The sequence below is a fragment of the Amycolatopsis keratiniphila genome, from assembly GCF_000400635.2.
Classification (GTDB): Bacteria; Actinomycetota; Actinomycetes; order Mycobacteriales; family Pseudonocardiaceae; genus Amycolatopsis; species Amycolatopsis keratiniphila.
In genome coordinates, this window is sequence record NC_021252.1 from 8,360,941 (window position 1) to 8,377,561 (window position 16,621).

Annotated in this window: 17 protein-coding genes and 1 tRNA gene; 14 read left to right on the plus strand and 4 right to left on the minus strand. The window is 69.3% G+C overall.

Annotation, left to right across the window (positions count from 1 at the left end; all coding sequences use genetic code 11):
• Positions 1 to 3 precede the first annotated feature (3 nt).
• The 13 genes from AORI_RS78770 to AORI_RS78830 all read left to right on the plus strand — a co-directional run bounded on the left by AORI_RS78770 (position 4) and on the right by AORI_RS78830 (position 10,268).
• On the plus strand, positions 4 to 243 hold the full coding sequence (locus AORI_RS78770; RefSeq protein WP_016337811.1) for a hypothetical protein: 240 nt from the start codon (positions 4 to 6) through the stop codon (positions 241 to 243).
• Positions 240 to 521, plus strand: coding sequence for a hypothetical protein (locus tag AORI_RS78775; RefSeq protein WP_016337812.1), 282 nt, complete (start codon positions 240 to 242; stop codon positions 519 to 521). The genes AORI_RS78770 and AORI_RS78775 overlap by 4 nt, the downstream gene beginning before the upstream one ends.
• Positions 518 to 1,594: a hypothetical protein gene (locus AORI_RS78780; protein ID WP_016337813.1), complete on the plus strand. Its 1,077-nt coding sequence runs from the start codon at positions 518 to 520 to the stop codon at positions 1,592 to 1,594. Before AORI_RS78775 ends, AORI_RS78780 begins: the two co-directional genes overlap by 4 nt.
• Entirely contained in the window at positions 1,591 to 3,753 is a 2,163-nt protein-coding gene (locus AORI_RS78785) for an ATP-binding protein (RefSeq protein WP_016337814.1), read from the plus strand. The genes AORI_RS78780 and AORI_RS78785 overlap by 4 nt, the downstream gene beginning before the upstream one ends.
• Positions 3,754 to 4,032: 279 nt before the next feature.
• A complete protein-coding gene (locus AORI_RS78790; protein ID WP_016337815.1) occupies positions 4,033 to 4,218 on the plus strand; it encodes a hypothetical protein in 186 nt (61 codons plus the stop codon).
• Positions 4,215 to 4,835 (plus strand): HNH endonuclease family protein, encoded by a 621-nt coding sequence (locus AORI_RS78795; RefSeq protein WP_016337816.1) that lies wholly within the window; start codon positions 4,215 to 4,217, stop codon positions 4,833 to 4,835. Before AORI_RS78790 ends, AORI_RS78795 begins: the two co-directional genes overlap by 4 nt.
• Before the next feature lie 13 nt (positions 4,836 to 4,848).
• Positions 4,849 to 5,475 carry a hypothetical protein gene (locus tag AORI_RS78800; RefSeq protein ID WP_016337817.1) on the plus strand — a complete coding sequence of 209 codons (627 nt, stop codon included), beginning with the start codon at positions 4,849 to 4,851 and terminating at the stop codon, positions 5,473 to 5,475.
• Positions 5,472 to 5,843 (plus strand): hypothetical protein, encoded by a 372-nt coding sequence (locus AORI_RS78805; protein WP_016337818.1) that lies wholly within the window; start codon positions 5,472 to 5,474, stop codon positions 5,841 to 5,843. The genes AORI_RS78800 and AORI_RS78805 overlap by 4 nt, the downstream gene beginning before the upstream one ends.
• Complete coding sequence (locus AORI_RS78810) at positions 5,840 to 6,784, plus strand: bifunctional DNA primase/polymerase (RefSeq protein WP_016337819.1); 945 nt, start codon at positions 5,840 to 5,842, stop codon at positions 6,782 to 6,784. The genes AORI_RS78805 and AORI_RS78810 overlap by 4 nt, the downstream gene beginning before the upstream one ends.
• On the plus strand, positions 6,784 to 7,566 hold the full coding sequence (locus AORI_RS78815) for a DNA cytosine methyltransferase (RefSeq protein WP_016337820.1): 783 nt from the start codon (positions 6,784 to 6,786) through the stop codon (positions 7,564 to 7,566). Before AORI_RS78810 ends, AORI_RS78815 begins: the two co-directional genes overlap by 1 nt.
• A 28-nt stretch (positions 7,567 to 7,594) precedes the next feature.
• On the plus strand, positions 7,595 to 8,572 hold the full coding sequence (locus AORI_RS78820; RefSeq protein WP_046199870.1) for an AAA family ATPase: 978 nt from the start codon (positions 7,595 to 7,597) through the stop codon (positions 8,570 to 8,572).
• Positions 8,573 to 8,842: 270 nt separating this feature from the next.
• Entirely contained in the window at positions 8,843 to 9,076 is a 234-nt protein-coding gene (locus AORI_RS78825; RefSeq protein WP_046199871.1) for a helix-turn-helix domain-containing protein, read from the plus strand.
• Positions 9,060 to 10,268, plus strand: a complete 1,209-nt coding sequence (locus AORI_RS78830) for a tyrosine-type recombinase/integrase (protein WP_016337822.1) — start codon at positions 9,060 to 9,062, stop codon at positions 10,266 to 10,268. Before AORI_RS78825 ends, AORI_RS78830 begins: the two co-directional genes overlap by 17 nt.
• A 59-nt stretch (positions 10,269 to 10,327) precedes the next feature.
• Here AORI_RS78830 and AORI_RS78835 read toward each other — a convergent pair.
• Positions 10,328 to 10,401, minus strand: a tRNA-Thr gene (locus AORI_RS78835).
• 140 nt (positions 10,402 to 10,541) lie between these two features.
• On the opposite strand from AORI_RS78835, the gene AORI_RS78840 reads away from it, so the two are divergent.
• Positions 10,542 to 12,242 carry a hypothetical protein gene (locus tag AORI_RS78840; RefSeq protein WP_016337823.1) on the plus strand — a complete coding sequence of 567 codons (1,701 nt, stop codon included), beginning with the start codon at positions 10,542 to 10,544 and terminating at the stop codon, positions 12,240 to 12,242.
• A gap of 377 nt (positions 12,243 to 12,619) precedes the next feature.
• Here AORI_RS78840 and AORI_RS78845 read toward each other — a convergent pair whose 3' ends face one another.
• The 3 genes from AORI_RS78845 to AORI_RS78855 all read right to left on the minus strand — a co-directional run bounded on the left by AORI_RS78845 (position 12,620) and on the right by AORI_RS78855 (position 16,620).
• The gene (locus AORI_RS78845; RefSeq protein ID WP_016337824.1) at positions 12,620 to 13,816 is read right to left on the minus strand and encodes a DNA polymerase III subunit delta'; all 1,197 of its coding nucleotides are present in this window, start codon (positions 13,814 to 13,816) and stop codon (positions 12,620 to 12,622) included.
• Entirely contained in the window at positions 13,813 to 15,867 is a 2,055-nt protein-coding gene (locus AORI_RS78850) for a bifunctional MFS transporter/dTMP kinase (protein ID WP_016337825.1), read from the minus strand. The genes AORI_RS78845 and AORI_RS78850 overlap by 4 nt, the downstream gene beginning before the upstream one ends.
• A 147-nt stretch (positions 15,868 to 16,014) precedes the next feature.
• Positions 16,015 to 16,620 (minus strand): hypothetical protein, encoded by a 606-nt coding sequence (locus AORI_RS78855; protein WP_016337826.1) that lies wholly within the window; start codon positions 16,618 to 16,620, stop codon positions 16,015 to 16,017.
• Position 16,621: the final 1 nt, after the last annotated feature.

Genomic DNA, 16,621 nt, shown 5'->3' on the forward strand with positions numbered 1-16,621 from the left:
CCCATGACTGTCTTCAACGTGCTGGAGACGCGCGGCACCGGGGCTCTGCTGCGGTTTGTCGCGGCGGTGGTGCTGTTCGCGGTGCTGCAGCTGATGCGGATTCCGCTGGGGCTGCTGCTGCAGGTCATCACCGGAGTGATGAGCCGGGTCGATGGCTATGCGGTGACGCAAGTGTCACGGTCACCGCGCGGTCCGATCAACCACTTCGCTTGCACACCAACAGGACAGGAGGTCCGGCCATGACACAGCAGAACGAGCGGACCCGCACCGATGCCGCGGTGGCCTGGACGGTCGGGCACGCCGGGGAGCTGGCCGGGATCACCCTTCCCGCTGTCGCGGGGGTGCTGGTGTGGCCGTGGCTGGCCACGGTCTCCGGTGTCGTCGCCGCGTGGTGGGCGCTGAACGAGATCCGCGACCACAAGACGCGGGCGGAGCTGCAGAACAAGGTGGCGCCCCGGCAGATCGAGGCCGGGCCGCACGGGAATGCCGGCATGGGCAGTGAGCGGGAGGTTCGGGCATGAGCACGTGGAGGGAACAGCAGCGCGCGGACCGGATCGCCGACCGGGAACAGGCACGGCTCGACGCCGCGGCCCGCACGGACCGGCGCGTGGCCGAACGTGCGGCGCTGGCGGAGCAGCAGCGCCAGGACGCCGCCGCCCAGGCCAAGCTTGACGCCGCGGCGAAGACCGCGCGGCAGGCGAAGCGGGCGGCCCGGTGGACGGCGCTGGCGGCGTGGCTGGCCGTGCACCGGGTGGACGGCCCGATTTACCTGCTGGGTCTGGCCGCGGCGGTGCTGGCGGTGCCTGCGATGGCTCGCCACGGTGTCGAGACCTACGGCAGCGCCCTCGGGGTCGTGCTTCCGGTCATCTCCGAGCTCGGCATGTGGGCGTTCGCGGTCGCCGTGCAGATGGCGCGGCGGGCTCCGGGCCGTCCGGTGTGGTCGCTGCAGGTCGGTATCTGGGTGTTCGCCGGTTACGGGTTCGCCCTGAACCTGCTGGACGGTCTCCGCCACGGCTGGTCTTCCGGCCTGCTGATGGGGCTGGTGTCGATCGCCGGTGTCATCGCGCACCAACTCGCGGTCGCGTCCCCGCGCCGGACAGCGGCGGAGAAGGCCGCGGCGAAGCTGGAGCGGCAGGCGCTCGCAAAGACGATGAAGATCCGCGCGGCGGCGATCCGGCACGCGGTCGGCGAGATCGACCACACCGGCACCGCGACCCTGGTCTTCGCCCCGGGCCGGTACGAGATCAGCCGCCGCGGCCGCCTCACCGAGGTTCCGGTCAGTCTCGCCGACGAGGTCACGGCGTGGCTCGCGCAACAGGATCGACCCTCGATCACCCCGACCACCGACACCGCCGACTCTGGCGCGGTCGCGGTGCTCGATCCCGAGCGTGACCAGCAGGAATCGACCCCGCCGCGCCGCACGATCCGGGCACCGAAAACCCGGTCGGATGCGGAGCTGGAAGCCGAGTTCCGCGCCCTGATCAAGGCCGGTGACGTCAACCCGACGTCGGCCGAATCGATCCGCAAAACCCTCAAGTGCGCGCCGAAGACCGCCCGCAAGCTGCGCGACCAGTTCAAGGGAGACGCCAAGTGAACGAGCACACCACCGAGTCGGCGGAGCTGGCGACCGTGCACCACCTCCCGACCGTCGACAGCGGCGCGATCGAGGGCGAGTTCATCACCGAAGAGGAGTACCAGCGCCTCACCTCAGAGAAAGCGAAGATGATGGCGCGGTACCAGGGATACCGCAACGACGTGGTCACCGTCGCCCGCGTCACCAAGGCCGTCGCGACCCACGAGCGCACCAAGACCGTCGGCAAGGCGCTGGTCCGCAACGCCGTCTACGTCGGCGGCGGCGCGAAGGTGCTGGCCGTGCGGGCGTGGGAGTCGTCGACGAACGCCCGGTATGAACGGCTGATGCGCGGCGCGGAGCTGCGCGGGGACATGGAAGCCCTCAAAGAGTGGGACGAACGCGCCGAAGCGGCCAAGGAACGCCGTCACTCGCGCCGCATGGACATGCTGCAGGCCCCGGGCAAGGTCGCGAAAGCGCTGGCGATCAGCGTGGCCGCGGGCATCGGGTTCCTGCTGGCCCTGGGGATCGTGCTCGCGGTGGCGAACGAACGGATCTCCGATGTGATCGCCCCGCTCAACGCGGTCATCGACGCCATCAACTGGGTGGTCATGGTCCTCACGATCGCCTGGGGCCCGATCGTGCTCGCCGCCCCCTGGGTCGCCGTGATCGGCCTGTGGCACCTGGGCCGCAAGGCCGGTGCGGCCCCGGGCTGGCTGGCGACGTCGGCGGAGTCCGATGTGGACGTCTCCATTGACGAGACCACCATCGCCGCCGCCCTGTCTGCCCTGCGTATCCCCCAGATCACCGCCTACCTCAAGACCGGTTCACCGCTGCAGTTCCTCACCCCGGCCCGGGTGGACGGTCGCGGAACCCACGCCGTCGTGCGGCTCCCGGCCGGTGTGACCGCGGAAAAGGTCGCCCGCCGCCGCGGGGACCTCGCCACCGGCCTGCACCGGCTGGCCAAGGAAGTGTGGCCCACCACCGGATCCGAAGCCGGAATCCTCGACCTGTGGGTTGCCGACAAGGGCGCGCTTGCCGAAGGTGCGGGCGAATACCCGCTGCTCACCGATGGTGTGGTGGACGTGTTCAAGGGCGTTCCGTTCGGGAAAACGTTGCGAGGCAACCCGATCAACGCCCCGCTGCTGGAGCGCAACACGATCTGCGGCGGCATGCCCGGGCAAGGCAAGTCGTCCGCAGCCCGGATCATCATGGCCGGTGCGGCGCTCGATCCCACGGCGGAACTGCGGATCTGGGTTCCGGACGCGAACTTCGACTTCGAGGTGTTCAAGCCACGGTGCACCCGCTACGTGATGGGCGCCGAAGACGAGAAGATCGCCGAAATCCTCGCCGACCTGCAGGACCTGCACGCCGAAGTGCAGCGCCGCGGCGAACTGCTGATCAAGTACGAGATCCCCGCCGTGACGCGGGAGTACGCGAACAAGAACGTCGGCTTGCACCCCATCTTCGCGCTGCTGGAAGAGGCGCACGTCGCGATCCAACATCCCTTGTACGGCAAGGAAATCTCGCGGCTACTGGTCGACATCGTCCGGCTGGGACGCAAGCGTGCGATTAACCTGATCGTCTCCACGCAGGCCCCCACTAAGGACTCCATGCCCCGCGACGTCACGCGGAACTGCTCCAACGGTGTCGCGTTCGCCGTCGGCGACCACGTGGCCAATGACGCGCTGCTCGGACAGGGTGCCTACGCCGCCGGTCACCGCGCGACGGAGCTGATTCCGGGCACCGACAAGGGAACCGCGGTGGTGAAAGGCTTCACCGGCGAACGCTCGGAGATCGTGCAGGTGTACTTCCTGGACGTGTCCCGCGACAACGACCAGGTCACCCCGATCATCGAACGGTCGCTGGCGGCGATGAAGTCCCTGCCCGGGACCCCTGCACCGGCCCGGGAAATCCCGGTGGCGCGGGATCTGCTGGAAGACCTCGACGCCGTCCTAGGGGACACGACCGTGCCTGCGGCGGATGTGCCCGCGCTGCTGGCGGCGCACGCCCCGGGCTGGGAGCCGTACAAGCGGCTCACGGGCAAGGGCTTGCGGGAGATCCTGGCCGCACAGTACGGGGTCAAGGTGCCCTCCACAGGCAACCGCTGGCCGGTCGACCCGGTCACGGTGCGTGAAGCTCTCGCGAAGCAGGCCACTGCGGACCTGGACGGCGACGAGTGACCGGAGTTAGCCCAGCCCGGACGGCGGGGCACCGCCGGAAACCATGATCACGAGCCCCTGACGGGCCGGGCTAACTCGCCTCACCGGGCTAACTTTCCGCAGATCAGCAGGCCAGATCCCCAATCTCACTCCGGGAGTTAGAAACCTAACCGGTCTCCCAGGACCTCACTCCCGGTCTCACTCGAACTCCACACCGTTCCGGCGACGCGCCACCGGCCGCCGCCACGGCACCCCCACGCCAAAAACGCTCACTCAACGTTACTAACGGAAGGGATCGACATGGGCAGCAAACCCGCCAAACCCGTGGTTCACCGCGGCACCAAGAGCTGGTGGAACGGCGACGTGAAGACCCTGTGCGGCCTGACGTTCAAGAGCGGCAACTCGCGCGAGATGTGGTTTCACAGCCCGCCGTGCCCGGCCTGCGAAGCCGTCCACAAGGCCAACAAGAGCGGGGGCAAGCGATGAAACCGACCACCACGATCGCCACGCTGGCGGCTGCCGTCGCGCTCGGCACCGCGGCGTGCGTGCCGACACCGGAGTCCGCGGCAGCGAAGCGGCCCACCGCCGGTTCGAGCACCGCCCGTCAGCTGGCCGCGCTCCGGGTTGCCCCGGTCGACACCGGCGCCCACTACAAACGCGACGACTGGCCGCACTGGGTTTCTGTCGGCAAGGGCTGCGACCGCCGCGAGGACACGCTCAAGGTTCAGGGCCGGAATGTGAAGACCGGCAAGGGCTGCAAGGTCCTGAGTGGAGAGTGGCCCAGCCGCTACGACGGAGTGACGGTCACCGACCCCGGGACCGTCGACGTCGATCACATGGTGCCGCTGGCCGAAGCGGCCCGCTCCGGCACCCGCGGCTGGTCGGAGAAGCAGCGCACCCGCTACGCCAACGACCCCGCCGTCCTGGTCGCGGTGTCGGCGAAGTCCAACCGCGCCAAAGGCGATCAGGACCCCGCGAAGTGGCTGCCTGCCAAGGACCGGTGCGGCTACGTCGCGCACTGGGTGCGGGTGAAGACCACCTACGCCATGACCGTCGACCAGGCCGAACACGACGCCATCGCCGCCATCCTCCGCCACTGCTGAAAGGAACCCCGACATGAGCAGCTTCCACTACCGCGAGACCGCTTCCGCGCCGGGCGTGTGGGCGCACGAGCTGCACGCCACCGCACCCCTCTACCCGCTCGCCGAGGTCGTCGACGAGATCGCGGAGCTCACCGGCCGCACTGGGGTGCCGATGACCGCCTACGCCCTCACGACCGGCCACGGATCGTCCTGGATTCGGCTGGTCCGCGATCCCAGTGTCAGCCACGGCACCCCGGACCCGGACGACTGCGAGCGCGCGGCGCGCGAACTTGTCGCCGGTGGCCGCTGGCGAAGCGGCGGGCGGCTGGTCCGGTCCGCGGTCATGGTCGCCGTCGGCCTGCGTGAGGGCTACGCCCCCGGCAACCGGCTCCACACCTACGACGCCTACCGAACCCTGCACGAGCGCGCCCGCTCGGTCTGGAGCGGGATGCCCGTGGAGCTGATCTCCGCCCGCCTGAAGGCCGACGGCACCGTTCGGACCTATCGGGAGCCGGGCGTGGTGACCATCTGCCAGCCTGACGACCTGCCCGTGCACGCCACAATCGCCCACGCCTTCGCGCAACGCCGGTTCGTCGTCCATGACTGGCTGGCCGACCACACCACCGCGTTCGGCCGTGTCGCCCCGGAGGCGACCCGATGATCAGGCCGGGATTCAGGCAGGAGACGTGCGTGGTCGCGGCGTGCGGGGACTGCGGGCACGAGTTCAGCAACTCCGAAGACCTCGGCTGCGAGCTGCACTTCCGGACCGTGCAGGAGGCCACTACGGCCCTGACCGACTCCGGGTGGAAGGTCACGGCCGACGGAGTCCAGTGCGACGAGTGCGCCACCGCTCAGCAGTGCCGCGAGAACGGGCACCGCTGGCCGCTCTGCTGGCGCGCGTGTGCCTGTGGCTGCGCGAAGGGGGAGCCGATGTTGCCCGACCACGACACGCCCCGCGAGTCCCGTCACTGCCTGATCTGCCAGACCCGCGAAGAGCGTCCCCGCCAGCTCGTGAAGGAGGCCCGATGAACACCCCGAACGACACCATGAAGGCGGCCGCGCTGGACGCGGCCGGGCGCGGCTGGCACGTGTTCCCGCTCCGCCCGGGCCGCAAGCGCCCTGCGGGGCACAACATCGACGACTGCCCCGGCACCGGCCGCTGCGCGGATGGTCACCGGACGTGGGAGCAGCGCGCCACCACCGACCCCGCGAAGATCCGCGCGGCGTGGTCGCAGGCCGCGTACAACGTCGGGTTGGCCACCGGGCCGTCCGGGCTGTGCGTGATCGACCTCGACGTGGTCAAGTGCGGGGAAGAGGTCCCCGCGGAGTGGGCGGAGCAGGGCGCGGCCAGTGGTGAGGATGTGCTGGCGATCCTGGCGGAGCAGGCCGGGGAACCGGTGCCCGGGGACACCCTCACCGTGCGGACGCCGTCCGGTGGTCTGCACCTGTACTTCCGGGCGCCGGACGGGGTGCGGCTGCGCAACACCGGTGGGGAGCGCGGGAACGGGCTCGGCTGGAAAGTCGACGTCCGCGCGTGGGGCGGCTACGTCGTCGCCCCCGGCAGCCTGGCCACGTCCGGCCGGTACGGCTACCTGTTCGACGGGCCGGTGGCGGCACTGCCGGCATGGCTCACGGATCGGCTCACCCCGGCCGCGTTGCCGCCCGCGCCGGTAGTGCCGATCCGGCCGTCGACCGGCCGCCGTGACCGCTACCTCACTGCGGCGATCCGGGCGGAGGCCGGGAAAGTCGCCGACGCCACCACCAACCGGAACGCCACGCTCTACGCCGCCGCCGTCGCGCTCGGACAGCTCGTGGCCGGTGGCGCGGTCGGTGAGGACGAGGTGCGGGCGGCGCTGAGGACCGCCGCCGGGCGGCACGTCGGCATCCGGGCCTTCACCGAACGCGAGGCCGAAACCACGATCACCTCCGGCCTCAAGGCCGGGGCCAACCGCCCCAGGAAGGTCGCGTGATGAACGTCCTGTCCCTGTTCGCCGGTATCGGCGGGATGGATCTCGGTCTGGAGCGCGCCGGGATGACCGTGGTCGGCCAAGTCGAGATCGACCCGTTCTGTCGCTCCGTTCTCGCCCACCACTACCCGGAGGTGCCCCGGCATGACGACGTTCGAACCACTGTCCCTTGGTGGGAGTCCCAGTCCCGCCCACACGTCGACCTGGTCGCGGGTGGGTTCCCGTGCCAGCCGGTTTCCCTCGCCGGGCTCGGGCTCGCGCAAGAGGATGAGCGGTGGCTCTGGCCCGCGATGCTCGACGTCATCCGCGCGGTCGGACCTGAGTGGGTGCTCTGGGAGAACGTGCCCGGCCTGCGGACCCGAGGACTCGACATCGTCCACGCCGACCTTGTTCGACTGGGATACCGCCACCGCGTCGGCCGTATCCGAGCTTGTGAGGTGGGCGCCCCACAAGCACGTGCCCGCCTGCTCGGAGTGGCCCACGCCCCGCGCCTCGGACGGGGAACGCGGCGGCCGGGGGGACCTGCTGGCGAAGCTGCGCACCGGCACGACCAGCCGCCGCAAGGACTGGCGCGACGGACAACCCCGACGCGGACGAGCGCGAGGCACTGGGCAAGCGAACCCCGAGTGGATCGGCTGGTTGATGGGCTTTCCCGCGAACTGGCTGAACACCACCTCCGCGCCTACGGAAACGCCATCGTCCCCGGAGTCGCCGAGCACGTCGGCCGCCTGATCGCCAACGCTCACGCCCTCTCCGGCGCGTCCACGCCGTCACTGGCCGCCTGACCACCAGCACTACGGAGGCTCGAAACCCATGACAGCCACGACGTCCCCGCGCGCTCTGGTGCCCGTGCCGACACCGCCCGAACGCCGTACCCGGTGGACGGACGCGGAGCTGATGCGAGAAGAGTTCCCGCCGCCGAAATGGGCCGTCCCCGGCCTGCTGGCGGAAGGGCTGAACCTGCTGGCCGGTGCGCCGAAGCTCGGAAAGTCGTGGCTGTCTCTGGGTTTCGGCGCCGATATCGCCAACGGCGACCCGGTGTTGGGCTCAATCGACGTGGAGCGTGGCCCGGTTCTGTACTGCGCGCTGGAAGACACCGGCCGACGGCTGCAGCGACGCCGCCGTCAGATGCTGGCCGCCGGTGGCCGGGCCGCGCCCCTGCTCACCCTCGAAACCGCCTGTCCCACCATGACCGCCGGAGGCGAACAGCTGCTCATCGACTGGTTGGAGGAAAACCCGCACGCCCGGCTCGTCATCATCGACACCTACGAGAAAATGCGCGGCTCCGACGCTCCCGGCATGTCCGCCTACGCCGGGGACTACGCCGCCGCCAGCAGGTTCAAGCGCCTCGCCGACCACTACAGCGTCCCGTTCCTGCTCATCCACCACGTCCGCAAACAGGGCGCGGAGGACTGGCAGAACCTGGTGTCCGGAACCGCAGGACTCACCGGCGCCGTCGACGCCACGTTGGTGCTCGAACGCGGGCGCGGACAGGCCGACGGGGTACTTCATGTCACCGGCCGCGACGTCGAGGAAGCCGACTACGCCATGTTGTTCGACGCCCAGGCCGGTGCCTGGACCAAATTGGACGGACCCGCCTCCGACCACACCGTGTCCAACACCCGCGCGGACATTCTCCGCCTGCTGCGCGAACACGGACCGCTCAAACCCGCCCGGATCGCCGAAGCCCTGCAGCTCGTCCCGAACACCGTCCGCCAGACCTGCAAACGGATGCAGGAAGCCGGACAACTGCAGGTCGACCGCGAAGGCACCTACAGCGCCCCGGAGTGACACCCGGGACACACCCGGCTGTCACCGCCGTCACTCCTGTCACCTCGCGACGCTGACCAGCGCAAACAGCGGTGACAGCCGGAGTGACACCCCCAACCGCCTGTCACCCGTGACAGCAGGGACCCGTCTCCGCTGTCACCCCTGTCACCTTGTCACCCCAACCACCTGACCAGCGCAAACACCAGTGACACCCGAGTGACACCCACCGAAAGGAACCGCCGTGTTTGTCACCGCCACCGCCCGGCCGTACGACACCGAAGGACTCCCGCGATGGACGCCACGATCACGCCGATGCCTGTTCCTGCTCGGCACCTCTACCCGATCCCGGAAGCGATGCGGCTGCTCTCCCTCAGCCGTTCCGTGATCTACGAACTCATCCGCGCTGGCCGCCTCCGATCCGTCAAGGAAGGCCGGGCACGCCGCATTCCAGCAACCGCAATCACGGCCTATCTCGAACTACTCACCCACGAATCAGAGGAGGTCAACTATGGCCGCACGGCGTAGCCGCGGGGATGGCGGACTTCATTGGGACGAGCGCCGTCAGCGCTGGATCTCATCAGTCACCATCGGATACCGCCCCAACGGAAAACGGATCGTCAAGAAGGCCAGCGGCAAGACCAAGACCGAGGCGAAAGACAAGCTCAAGGAGATTCTGCGAACCCTCGATGAAGGGATCGCAGCTAACGCACCAGCCGGATACACGGTGGCGCACGCCGTGAACGACTGGCTCGCAAACTACGAACTCGGAGAGCGAGACCCGAACACGGTCAAGGCGGTGCGCTCACTGGTCAGCAACCACATCATCCCGGATTTGGGAGCGCGGCGACTCGTGGACCTGTCAGCGGAAGACGTCGACAGGTGGCTCGCGGCCAAAGCTGAAACGCTGGTCACATCCACCGTTCGCAACCTCCGCTCCATCTTGCGACGCGTCGTGAGCCGCGCTCAGGCGCGGGACAGGGTCAAGCGCAACGTTGTACTTCTGTGCGATTGCCCTGCGGGCAAAGGAGAAGGCCGGCCGTCGAACGCGCTGACTCTCGCGGAGGCCGAAGCCGTCTTGACGGCTGCGGAACAGTCACGGATGCGCGCCTACATCGTGCTGTCACTCCTCACGGGGGCTCGAACCGAGGAAATGCGCGCACTGACGTGGGATCACGTCGACCTGACAGGCGCTCCGGAGGCGACTCCCGCGATTGCGCCGAACGTCAAGGTCTGGCGTTCGGTTCGGGCACGAGGCGAGACCAAGACGAGGAAGTCACGACGGTCGCTAGCGCTGCCAACGCGGGCCATCACAGCTCTCGAAGCGCACAGAAGGGAGCAAGACGCGGCTAAGGCCGCCGCTGGCTCCCTGTGGCGAGATCTGGGGCTGGTCTTCACCACCAGTGTCGGCACGGCTCAAGATGTGAACAACGTACGTCGGGACTTCCGCCGCGTGATCAAGGCGGCCGGTCTCGCGCCTGCGAAGTGGACACCGCGAGAGCTGAGGCACAGCTTCGTGAGCATCCTGTCTGACGGGGGGATGCCAATCGAAGAGATCTCACGACTGGTGGGACACAGCAGCACCGCCGTGACAGAGCTGGTCTACCGGAAGCAGATCCGCCCGGTGGTGGAGACCGGAGCCGTCGCGATGGATCGGCTGCTCCCCGGATCGGGTGAACTTGACCAGTCCGGCGATCCTGCGGCTCAGTCACTCAGTTAGTCACTCACTCAAAAAGTCAGGGCCCATCCGGAGTGTTCCGGATGGGCCCTGACCTGCGGAGCCGCCTAGGGGAATCGAACCCCTGACCTATTCATTACGAGTGAATCGCTCTGGCCGACTGAGCTAAGGCGGCGGACACCGGGCTCGCACCCGATGACGGAGCCAAGTGTAGCGGAGGCTGGAACGTCACCTTCGAGGGCCACCGTCGTTAAGGTCCTATGACGCCGGTCTCAGTCCCCCAAGATCGGCCCATCCCCACTGGAGGACCTGTTCATGCGGCAACGACTGCCCCGTGTGCTGGCGCTTCCGGCCGCCGCGGCCCTGCTTCTGCTGACCGCGGCTCCGGCGACCGCCCAGACGATCCCGACCACGCCGATCCCCGATCCGGCGAATCCGGGACAGCCGCCGATGTCGGCGCCGATCGGGCCGCAGCCGCTGGGGAAGGCGGTCGGTGACGCGGGTGCGGCGCTCGGGGTGCTGCGGCTGCTGCCGAACGCGGTACCGACCAGCGCCATCCTGCCGGGAGCGGGCGAGTTGCTGCCGAAGCAGTCCGCGCTCGAAGCCGGTATGGGACTTTCCAGCGCGCAGGCCAACTCCGAGGCGTACCTGAGCTACGAAAAGTCGATCGCGCAGTCGTCGCCGTTCGGCCTGTCCGCCGCCGGCAACGCGCCGCAGACGCCGGGCAGCCTCGTGCAGACGGCGTTGCCGGACAACCCGAAGCCGATCAGCGGCGGCCTCAACGCGCCGAAGAACCCGCTGTTCAACCTCGGCCTGCTCAACGGTCAGGCGCACGCGCGCTGGAGCCCGACGCTCGGGCCGTGCGTCGGCACGATCTCCGATTCGAGCACGTCGATCGCGAACCTCGCGCTGCTGCCGACCATCCCGAACATCCCGGGCGCCGACCAGCTGACCCAGGCCTCCGACCAGCTCAAGGCCGGTCTCGGCGGGCTTCCCGGCCCGCTGGCGAACCTCGGCGGGCTGCTGTCGGGCACCAGCGCCAGCGCCGACGGCAAGGGCGCGGTGCTGAGCCTGCCGAACACGCTGTCGTCGCGTTCGGTCGTGCGGCTGGTCGACATCCCCGGCTCGAAGAACAAGGCCGTCGAGTCGACGTCGACCCTGCAGGCGGCCAACATCGAACTGCTCAAGGGCACGCCGCTCGGCCTGACGATCAAGGTCGCCAGCCAGCCGACGCTGCGGGTCACCTCGACCGGCGACAAGAAGACGTCGAAGGTCGAGTACAGCGCCCCGGTGCTGCAGATCGTCCGCGGCGACAAGGTGCTGTTCACCCTCGACGCGAACAACCCGACCAAGGACATCCCGATCGGGATCCCGCTGCCGTCGCTCAAGCAGGTTCCGGGCTTCGACCAGCTGAAGAACGTGCCGGTGATCGGCGGGCTGGCCGAGATGCTCAACGGCGCCACCAAGCAGCTTCCCGGCGGCGAGGCCGGGAACGGGCTCACCCTCGACATCGGGGTGTTGAAGCTGTCGATCGCCGGGCTGAACCAGAAGTCGAGCGACATGACGTCGCCGTTCAAGGGCTTCCAGATGGGTGCCTCGGCGCGGCTGCTGGACCTGCAGATCCTGCCGACGACGGCGCTGCAGAAGGCGCTGCCGCCGGACGCCGCGAAGAAGCTGCCTTCGTCGCTGGCGCAGGTGTCGCTCGGTGAGCAGATCGCCCGGGCGTACGCGCCCACTGGTGGCGTCGAGTGCGGCACGGCTCAGGCGCCCCCTGCCGGCAACAACGGTGGCGCGGCGCCGAAGGGGCCGGTCAAGAACCTGGCGTACACCAACGCCGCCTACGACACGGTGCCGATGTTCTGGTCGGGTACGGCGATGCTGCTGATCGGTGTCGTTCTCGTGGCCGCCATGCCGGGACGGCGCCGGCTCGCGGTGGTTCCGGTCGCGAAGAAGTCGCCTGGCTCCCCTGGGTTCAAGCCTTCGCCGCGGCCGCGCTCTCTGGACTCAGAGGACTAGACGGGGCGAGGAGGGTGATGAACGGTCCTTTCACGTCCCCGCGTGAGAGGACCGTTCGTACCCCTGAACGCCTTGGCCTACGCCGCTGACCGTGTGGATTTTGGTGCGTTGGAATCCGCAGTCACCTGCTCATGCGCGGAGGTGTGTGGAAATAGAGACGTTGAGTGTCCCTATTTCCACACACCCCCTCCTTGCGTGCCGAAACCCCGCCCCGAACCCGAAGCGCCTTCACTTACCCACAGCACTTGTCCACAACCATCCCCACCTGTGGACAACTCCCCCGACCAGCCCTTTTCCCCCTCCACCCCCGGTAAACTGGACTCGGGGACGCCCCCCTGGGACGGGCGGGGTGCTGGGGTAGGGAGCGAAGCGGCGCGTCAGCCCTGGCGCAGGGTGGTGACCATGGCTTCGACGGCGATTCTCGGCTTCACGTTCAGGTCGATCGCCTCGCGGCATTCCAGGACGGCTTCGAGCCGCCGCAGGATCGAGTCCGGCGCCCACGCGGAGGCGGCCTGCGAGATTTCCGAGGCGTGGTCCGGGTGGTTCAGCGTCGCGCCCGCGCCGCTCGCGGTCACGAGCACGTCCCGGTAGAACGCGGCCAGGTCCACCAGCGCGAGGTCGAGAGTGTCTCGCTGCGTCCGGGTCGCGCGGGACTTCTGGCGCTTCTCGAGCTGCTTCACGGCGGCTTCGGCGGCACGTTTCGCCCCGGCGACACCCTTTCCGGTGCCGTCGCCACCCATCGCGGTGCGAAGTTCGGAACGTTCGGCCTCGTCGCGGACCTTGCTCTCCTCGCCCGCGTCGGCCTCCGCCGCGCTGATCAGCTGATCGGCGCAAGTGAACACATCGGACGGCCGCCGCAGGCCGAGCGGGATCCGCAGCACCGTCGCCCGCCGCTGCCGGGCCGCCTCGTCGGTGGCGAGCCGCCGCGCGCGGCCGACATGTCCACTTGAGACGGACGCGGCCCACTGCGCGCGTTCGGGATCGATGCCGTCCCGCTCCACGAGCACCTGCGCGATCGCCTCGACCGGCGGCGTCCGCAGAGTGACCAGACGGCACCGCGAGCGGATCGTCACCGACACGTCGTCCGGGTGATCCGACGGCGCGCACAGCAGGAACACCGTGCGATCCGGCGGCTCCTCGACGGCCTTCAGCAACGCGTTCGACGCGCCTTCGGTCAGCCTGTCGGAGTCCTCGATGATCACCACCTGCCACTTCCCGGTGGTCGGGCGGCGGGCGGCGGCCTGCACCAGCGAACGCATTTCGGCGACCGAGATCGAAAGGCCTTCCGGCACGACGAGCTTGACGTCCGCGTGCGTCCCGGCCATCACGGTGCGGCAGCCCGGACACCCACCGCAGCCGGTGCCGGTGCTGCACTGCAACGCCGCCGCGAAAACCCGCGCGGCCGTCGAGCGCCCCGAACCCGGCGGACCGGTGATCAGCCAGGCATGGGTCATCGCGCCGGGCGCGACAGGCTGATTCTCGATGATCCGGGCGGCCGCCGTCGACGCCGTGGAAAGCGTGCGTGCGGCGGGCTCCTGGCCGACGAGCTGTTTCCAGACACCGATCAGCGTCATCTCGCTTCGACCTTCTCCTCCGCCGGAGCGAGCCCGGCGAGCCTGCCGACGAGCACCGCGCGGATCGCGGTCCGCACCCGGTCGCTCACTTCGTCCTCGGTACCTTCCGCGTCGACCACGACATACCGGTCCGGGTCGGCGGCGGCCATCTCCGTGAGCAGATGCTGCACCCGCCACTGCGCGTCCAGCGACTCCGACTTCCGCATCACCGTGCCGGGATCGGCGTCGAGCAGGATGGTGATGTCGGGCCGCAGCCTGCCGGTCGCCCAGTCCGCGAGCCCTTCGAGCTCCTGACTGTCCAATCCGGCGACCGCGGACAGATGCGCCAGCGGCGAGTCCACGAACCGCTCCATCACCACGACGGAACCGGCGTCGAGCGCCGGCTGGATGTCCCGTTCGACGATGTCCGCCCGCACCGCGGCGGCGGCCAGCGCTTGCGCCCGCGCACCGGACAGCGAAGCGCCGGAGACGAGCTTCGCGAGCCGCTGATCGTCCAGCGCCGGGTCCGCGGCAAGCACGACCGGACGCGTACCGGCGCGCAACCACTCGGCCAGCCGCGCGGCCTGGGTCTCGGTGTTGATCGCCCGCGTGCCTTCGAGCGCGATCAGCAGCCCGTTCACGCGACGCGGGCTGCGGCGCAAGGCGTTGCGGAGATCGGCGAGGATCGGTTCGGCCCGCCGGTCGTCCATCTGCCGGTACGCGAAGATGCCGGCGAGCAGCGCGAGGATGCCGCCACCGACCATCACCGGCCGCGTGCCGTCGATCGTGATCGTGCCGCCCCACAGCTCGACCTCGGTCGTCCGCACCGCACTGATCAGCACCGGCACCAGCACCGTCGAGCCGAACAGCACGATCTTCATCAGCGACTGGTAGATCGCGTTGATCCGGCCGCGGATCGAGTCCTCGATCCGTGAACCGATGATCGTGACACCGGTCAGGAACGCCGTCCCCGCCCAGACCCCGACCGCGGCGACCGCGACCAGCGAAACGGCGAGATGCGGCGACAACGCCACCACCACGAGACAAAGGCCCGCAGCGACGATCGAGATCCCGAACAGCCGGTCGTGCGCGAGCCGCCTGGCGAGCTTCGGCGCCACCGCCATCCCGGTCGCAAGCCCGAGGAAGACGGCCAGGACGAGCAGGTTGAACGCCGCGTCACCGGCGAGCAGGCTGGACGAGTACGGCTTGGCGGAACCGATCACCGCGCCACCGGCGGCGAAGGCGCCGAAAGCACCGATCATCAGCCCGCGCACCAGCGGCGTCGTCCGCACGAACCGGGCACCGTCGGCGATCATCTGCCGGAAGCCGAACTTCTCCTCGTCCGCGGCCTTGACCTTGGGCTTCTCGACCGCGTGGACGTTGCGCAGCGACAGCTCGGGGATCCGGGTCGCGATCACGATCGCGCTGGTCAGGTACAGCAGGCCGGTGATGACGACGGCGACCTTGGCGATGCCGAGCTGGGCGTCGCCCTGGAAGAAGTGGAACGTGGTGTTGCTACCGGTGAGCACGGCGTTCGCCCCGGCCGCGGTGATCACCGCGAGGCCGTAGGTCATCACCATGCCGAGCTGGTTGGCCGTCTCGACCTGATCCGGACGGCGCAGCAGGTTCGGCACCGCCGCGTCCTTCGACGGGATCCACATCATCGAGCAGCAGCCGACCAGGAAGTTGCCGACGAACACCCACCACGGGGTGCCGACGAACGCGATCGACAGCAGGAACCCGCACCGGCCGAGGTCGCAGAGCACCATCACCTTGCGCCGGTCGAAGCGGTCGGCGAGCAGCCCGCCGAGCGGGGCGAACAGCAGCCCCGGCAGCAGCGAGGTCAGCACGACCCCGACGAACGCGAAGTTCTGCGCGGCGTAGTTGTCGGTCAGTTTGGTGACCAGACCGGTCAGCGTGAGGAGGTTCAGCCAGTCCGCGACGCTGCACAGATAGGAGACGCCCCAGATCCGGCGGAACGGCTTGATCGCCAGCACCCGCCGCACCCGGTGCATGGTGGAAGCGTCACGTCCCGACGGACCACTCGTGCCCGCCTCGGGCACCGACTGCACGCCCTCGCTGATACGCCCACCCCACTAGTCACGCGGCGCCGGGGTTGCGACCCGGGTCAACACCGGGTACCCCGACCGTAGGGCCAGGGTATCCCGATGGGTGACTTCTGGACGGACGGCCCCGTCCGGCGGTATCCGCCGGACGGGTTACCCGAAGATCCCCGCGATGCTGTTGAACAGGCTCGCGAGCAGCTGGATGGCGAGGACCGCGAAGACGATCATGAGGGCGATCGCGATCATCACCCCGGCCGTGTTCGACGAGGGTTTGGCGAGCCGGGGCATCTGCATGGAACGCTTGGCGCGCCGTACTTCTACCTCGGCCTCCTCATCGACATCGACCGGCTCTTCCGGCTTCAGACGGCGGGGCTGACGGATCAGCTGAGACGGCCTCGACGGCCAGGTCCGCTGCTGGGGCAGGATCCCGATCGGCGCAGCGCCTTGTTCACCCACCGTGCTGACGACCTTGGCGGGCGACGGGGCCGCGGTCTGCTCCGGACCCGGGCTTTCGGCGGGCTGGTCGTCCGCGAGCATGGCCGCGCTGACCATCCTGCTCACGACTTCGGGGTCGGGCTGCACCGGTCCCGGCACCTGCACGTGGACGTCGTCGGCTCCCGCCGACGGGGCCGTCGTGCCGGTCGTGACCAGCCCGGACAGCGGGTCGGCGAACGTGTCGCCCGGAGGATCTGCCTGAGTGCCATCGCCTTTCACGAAGTCGGGGGCATCGAAGAAGGGAGTTCCGCCCTTCCCGCTCATG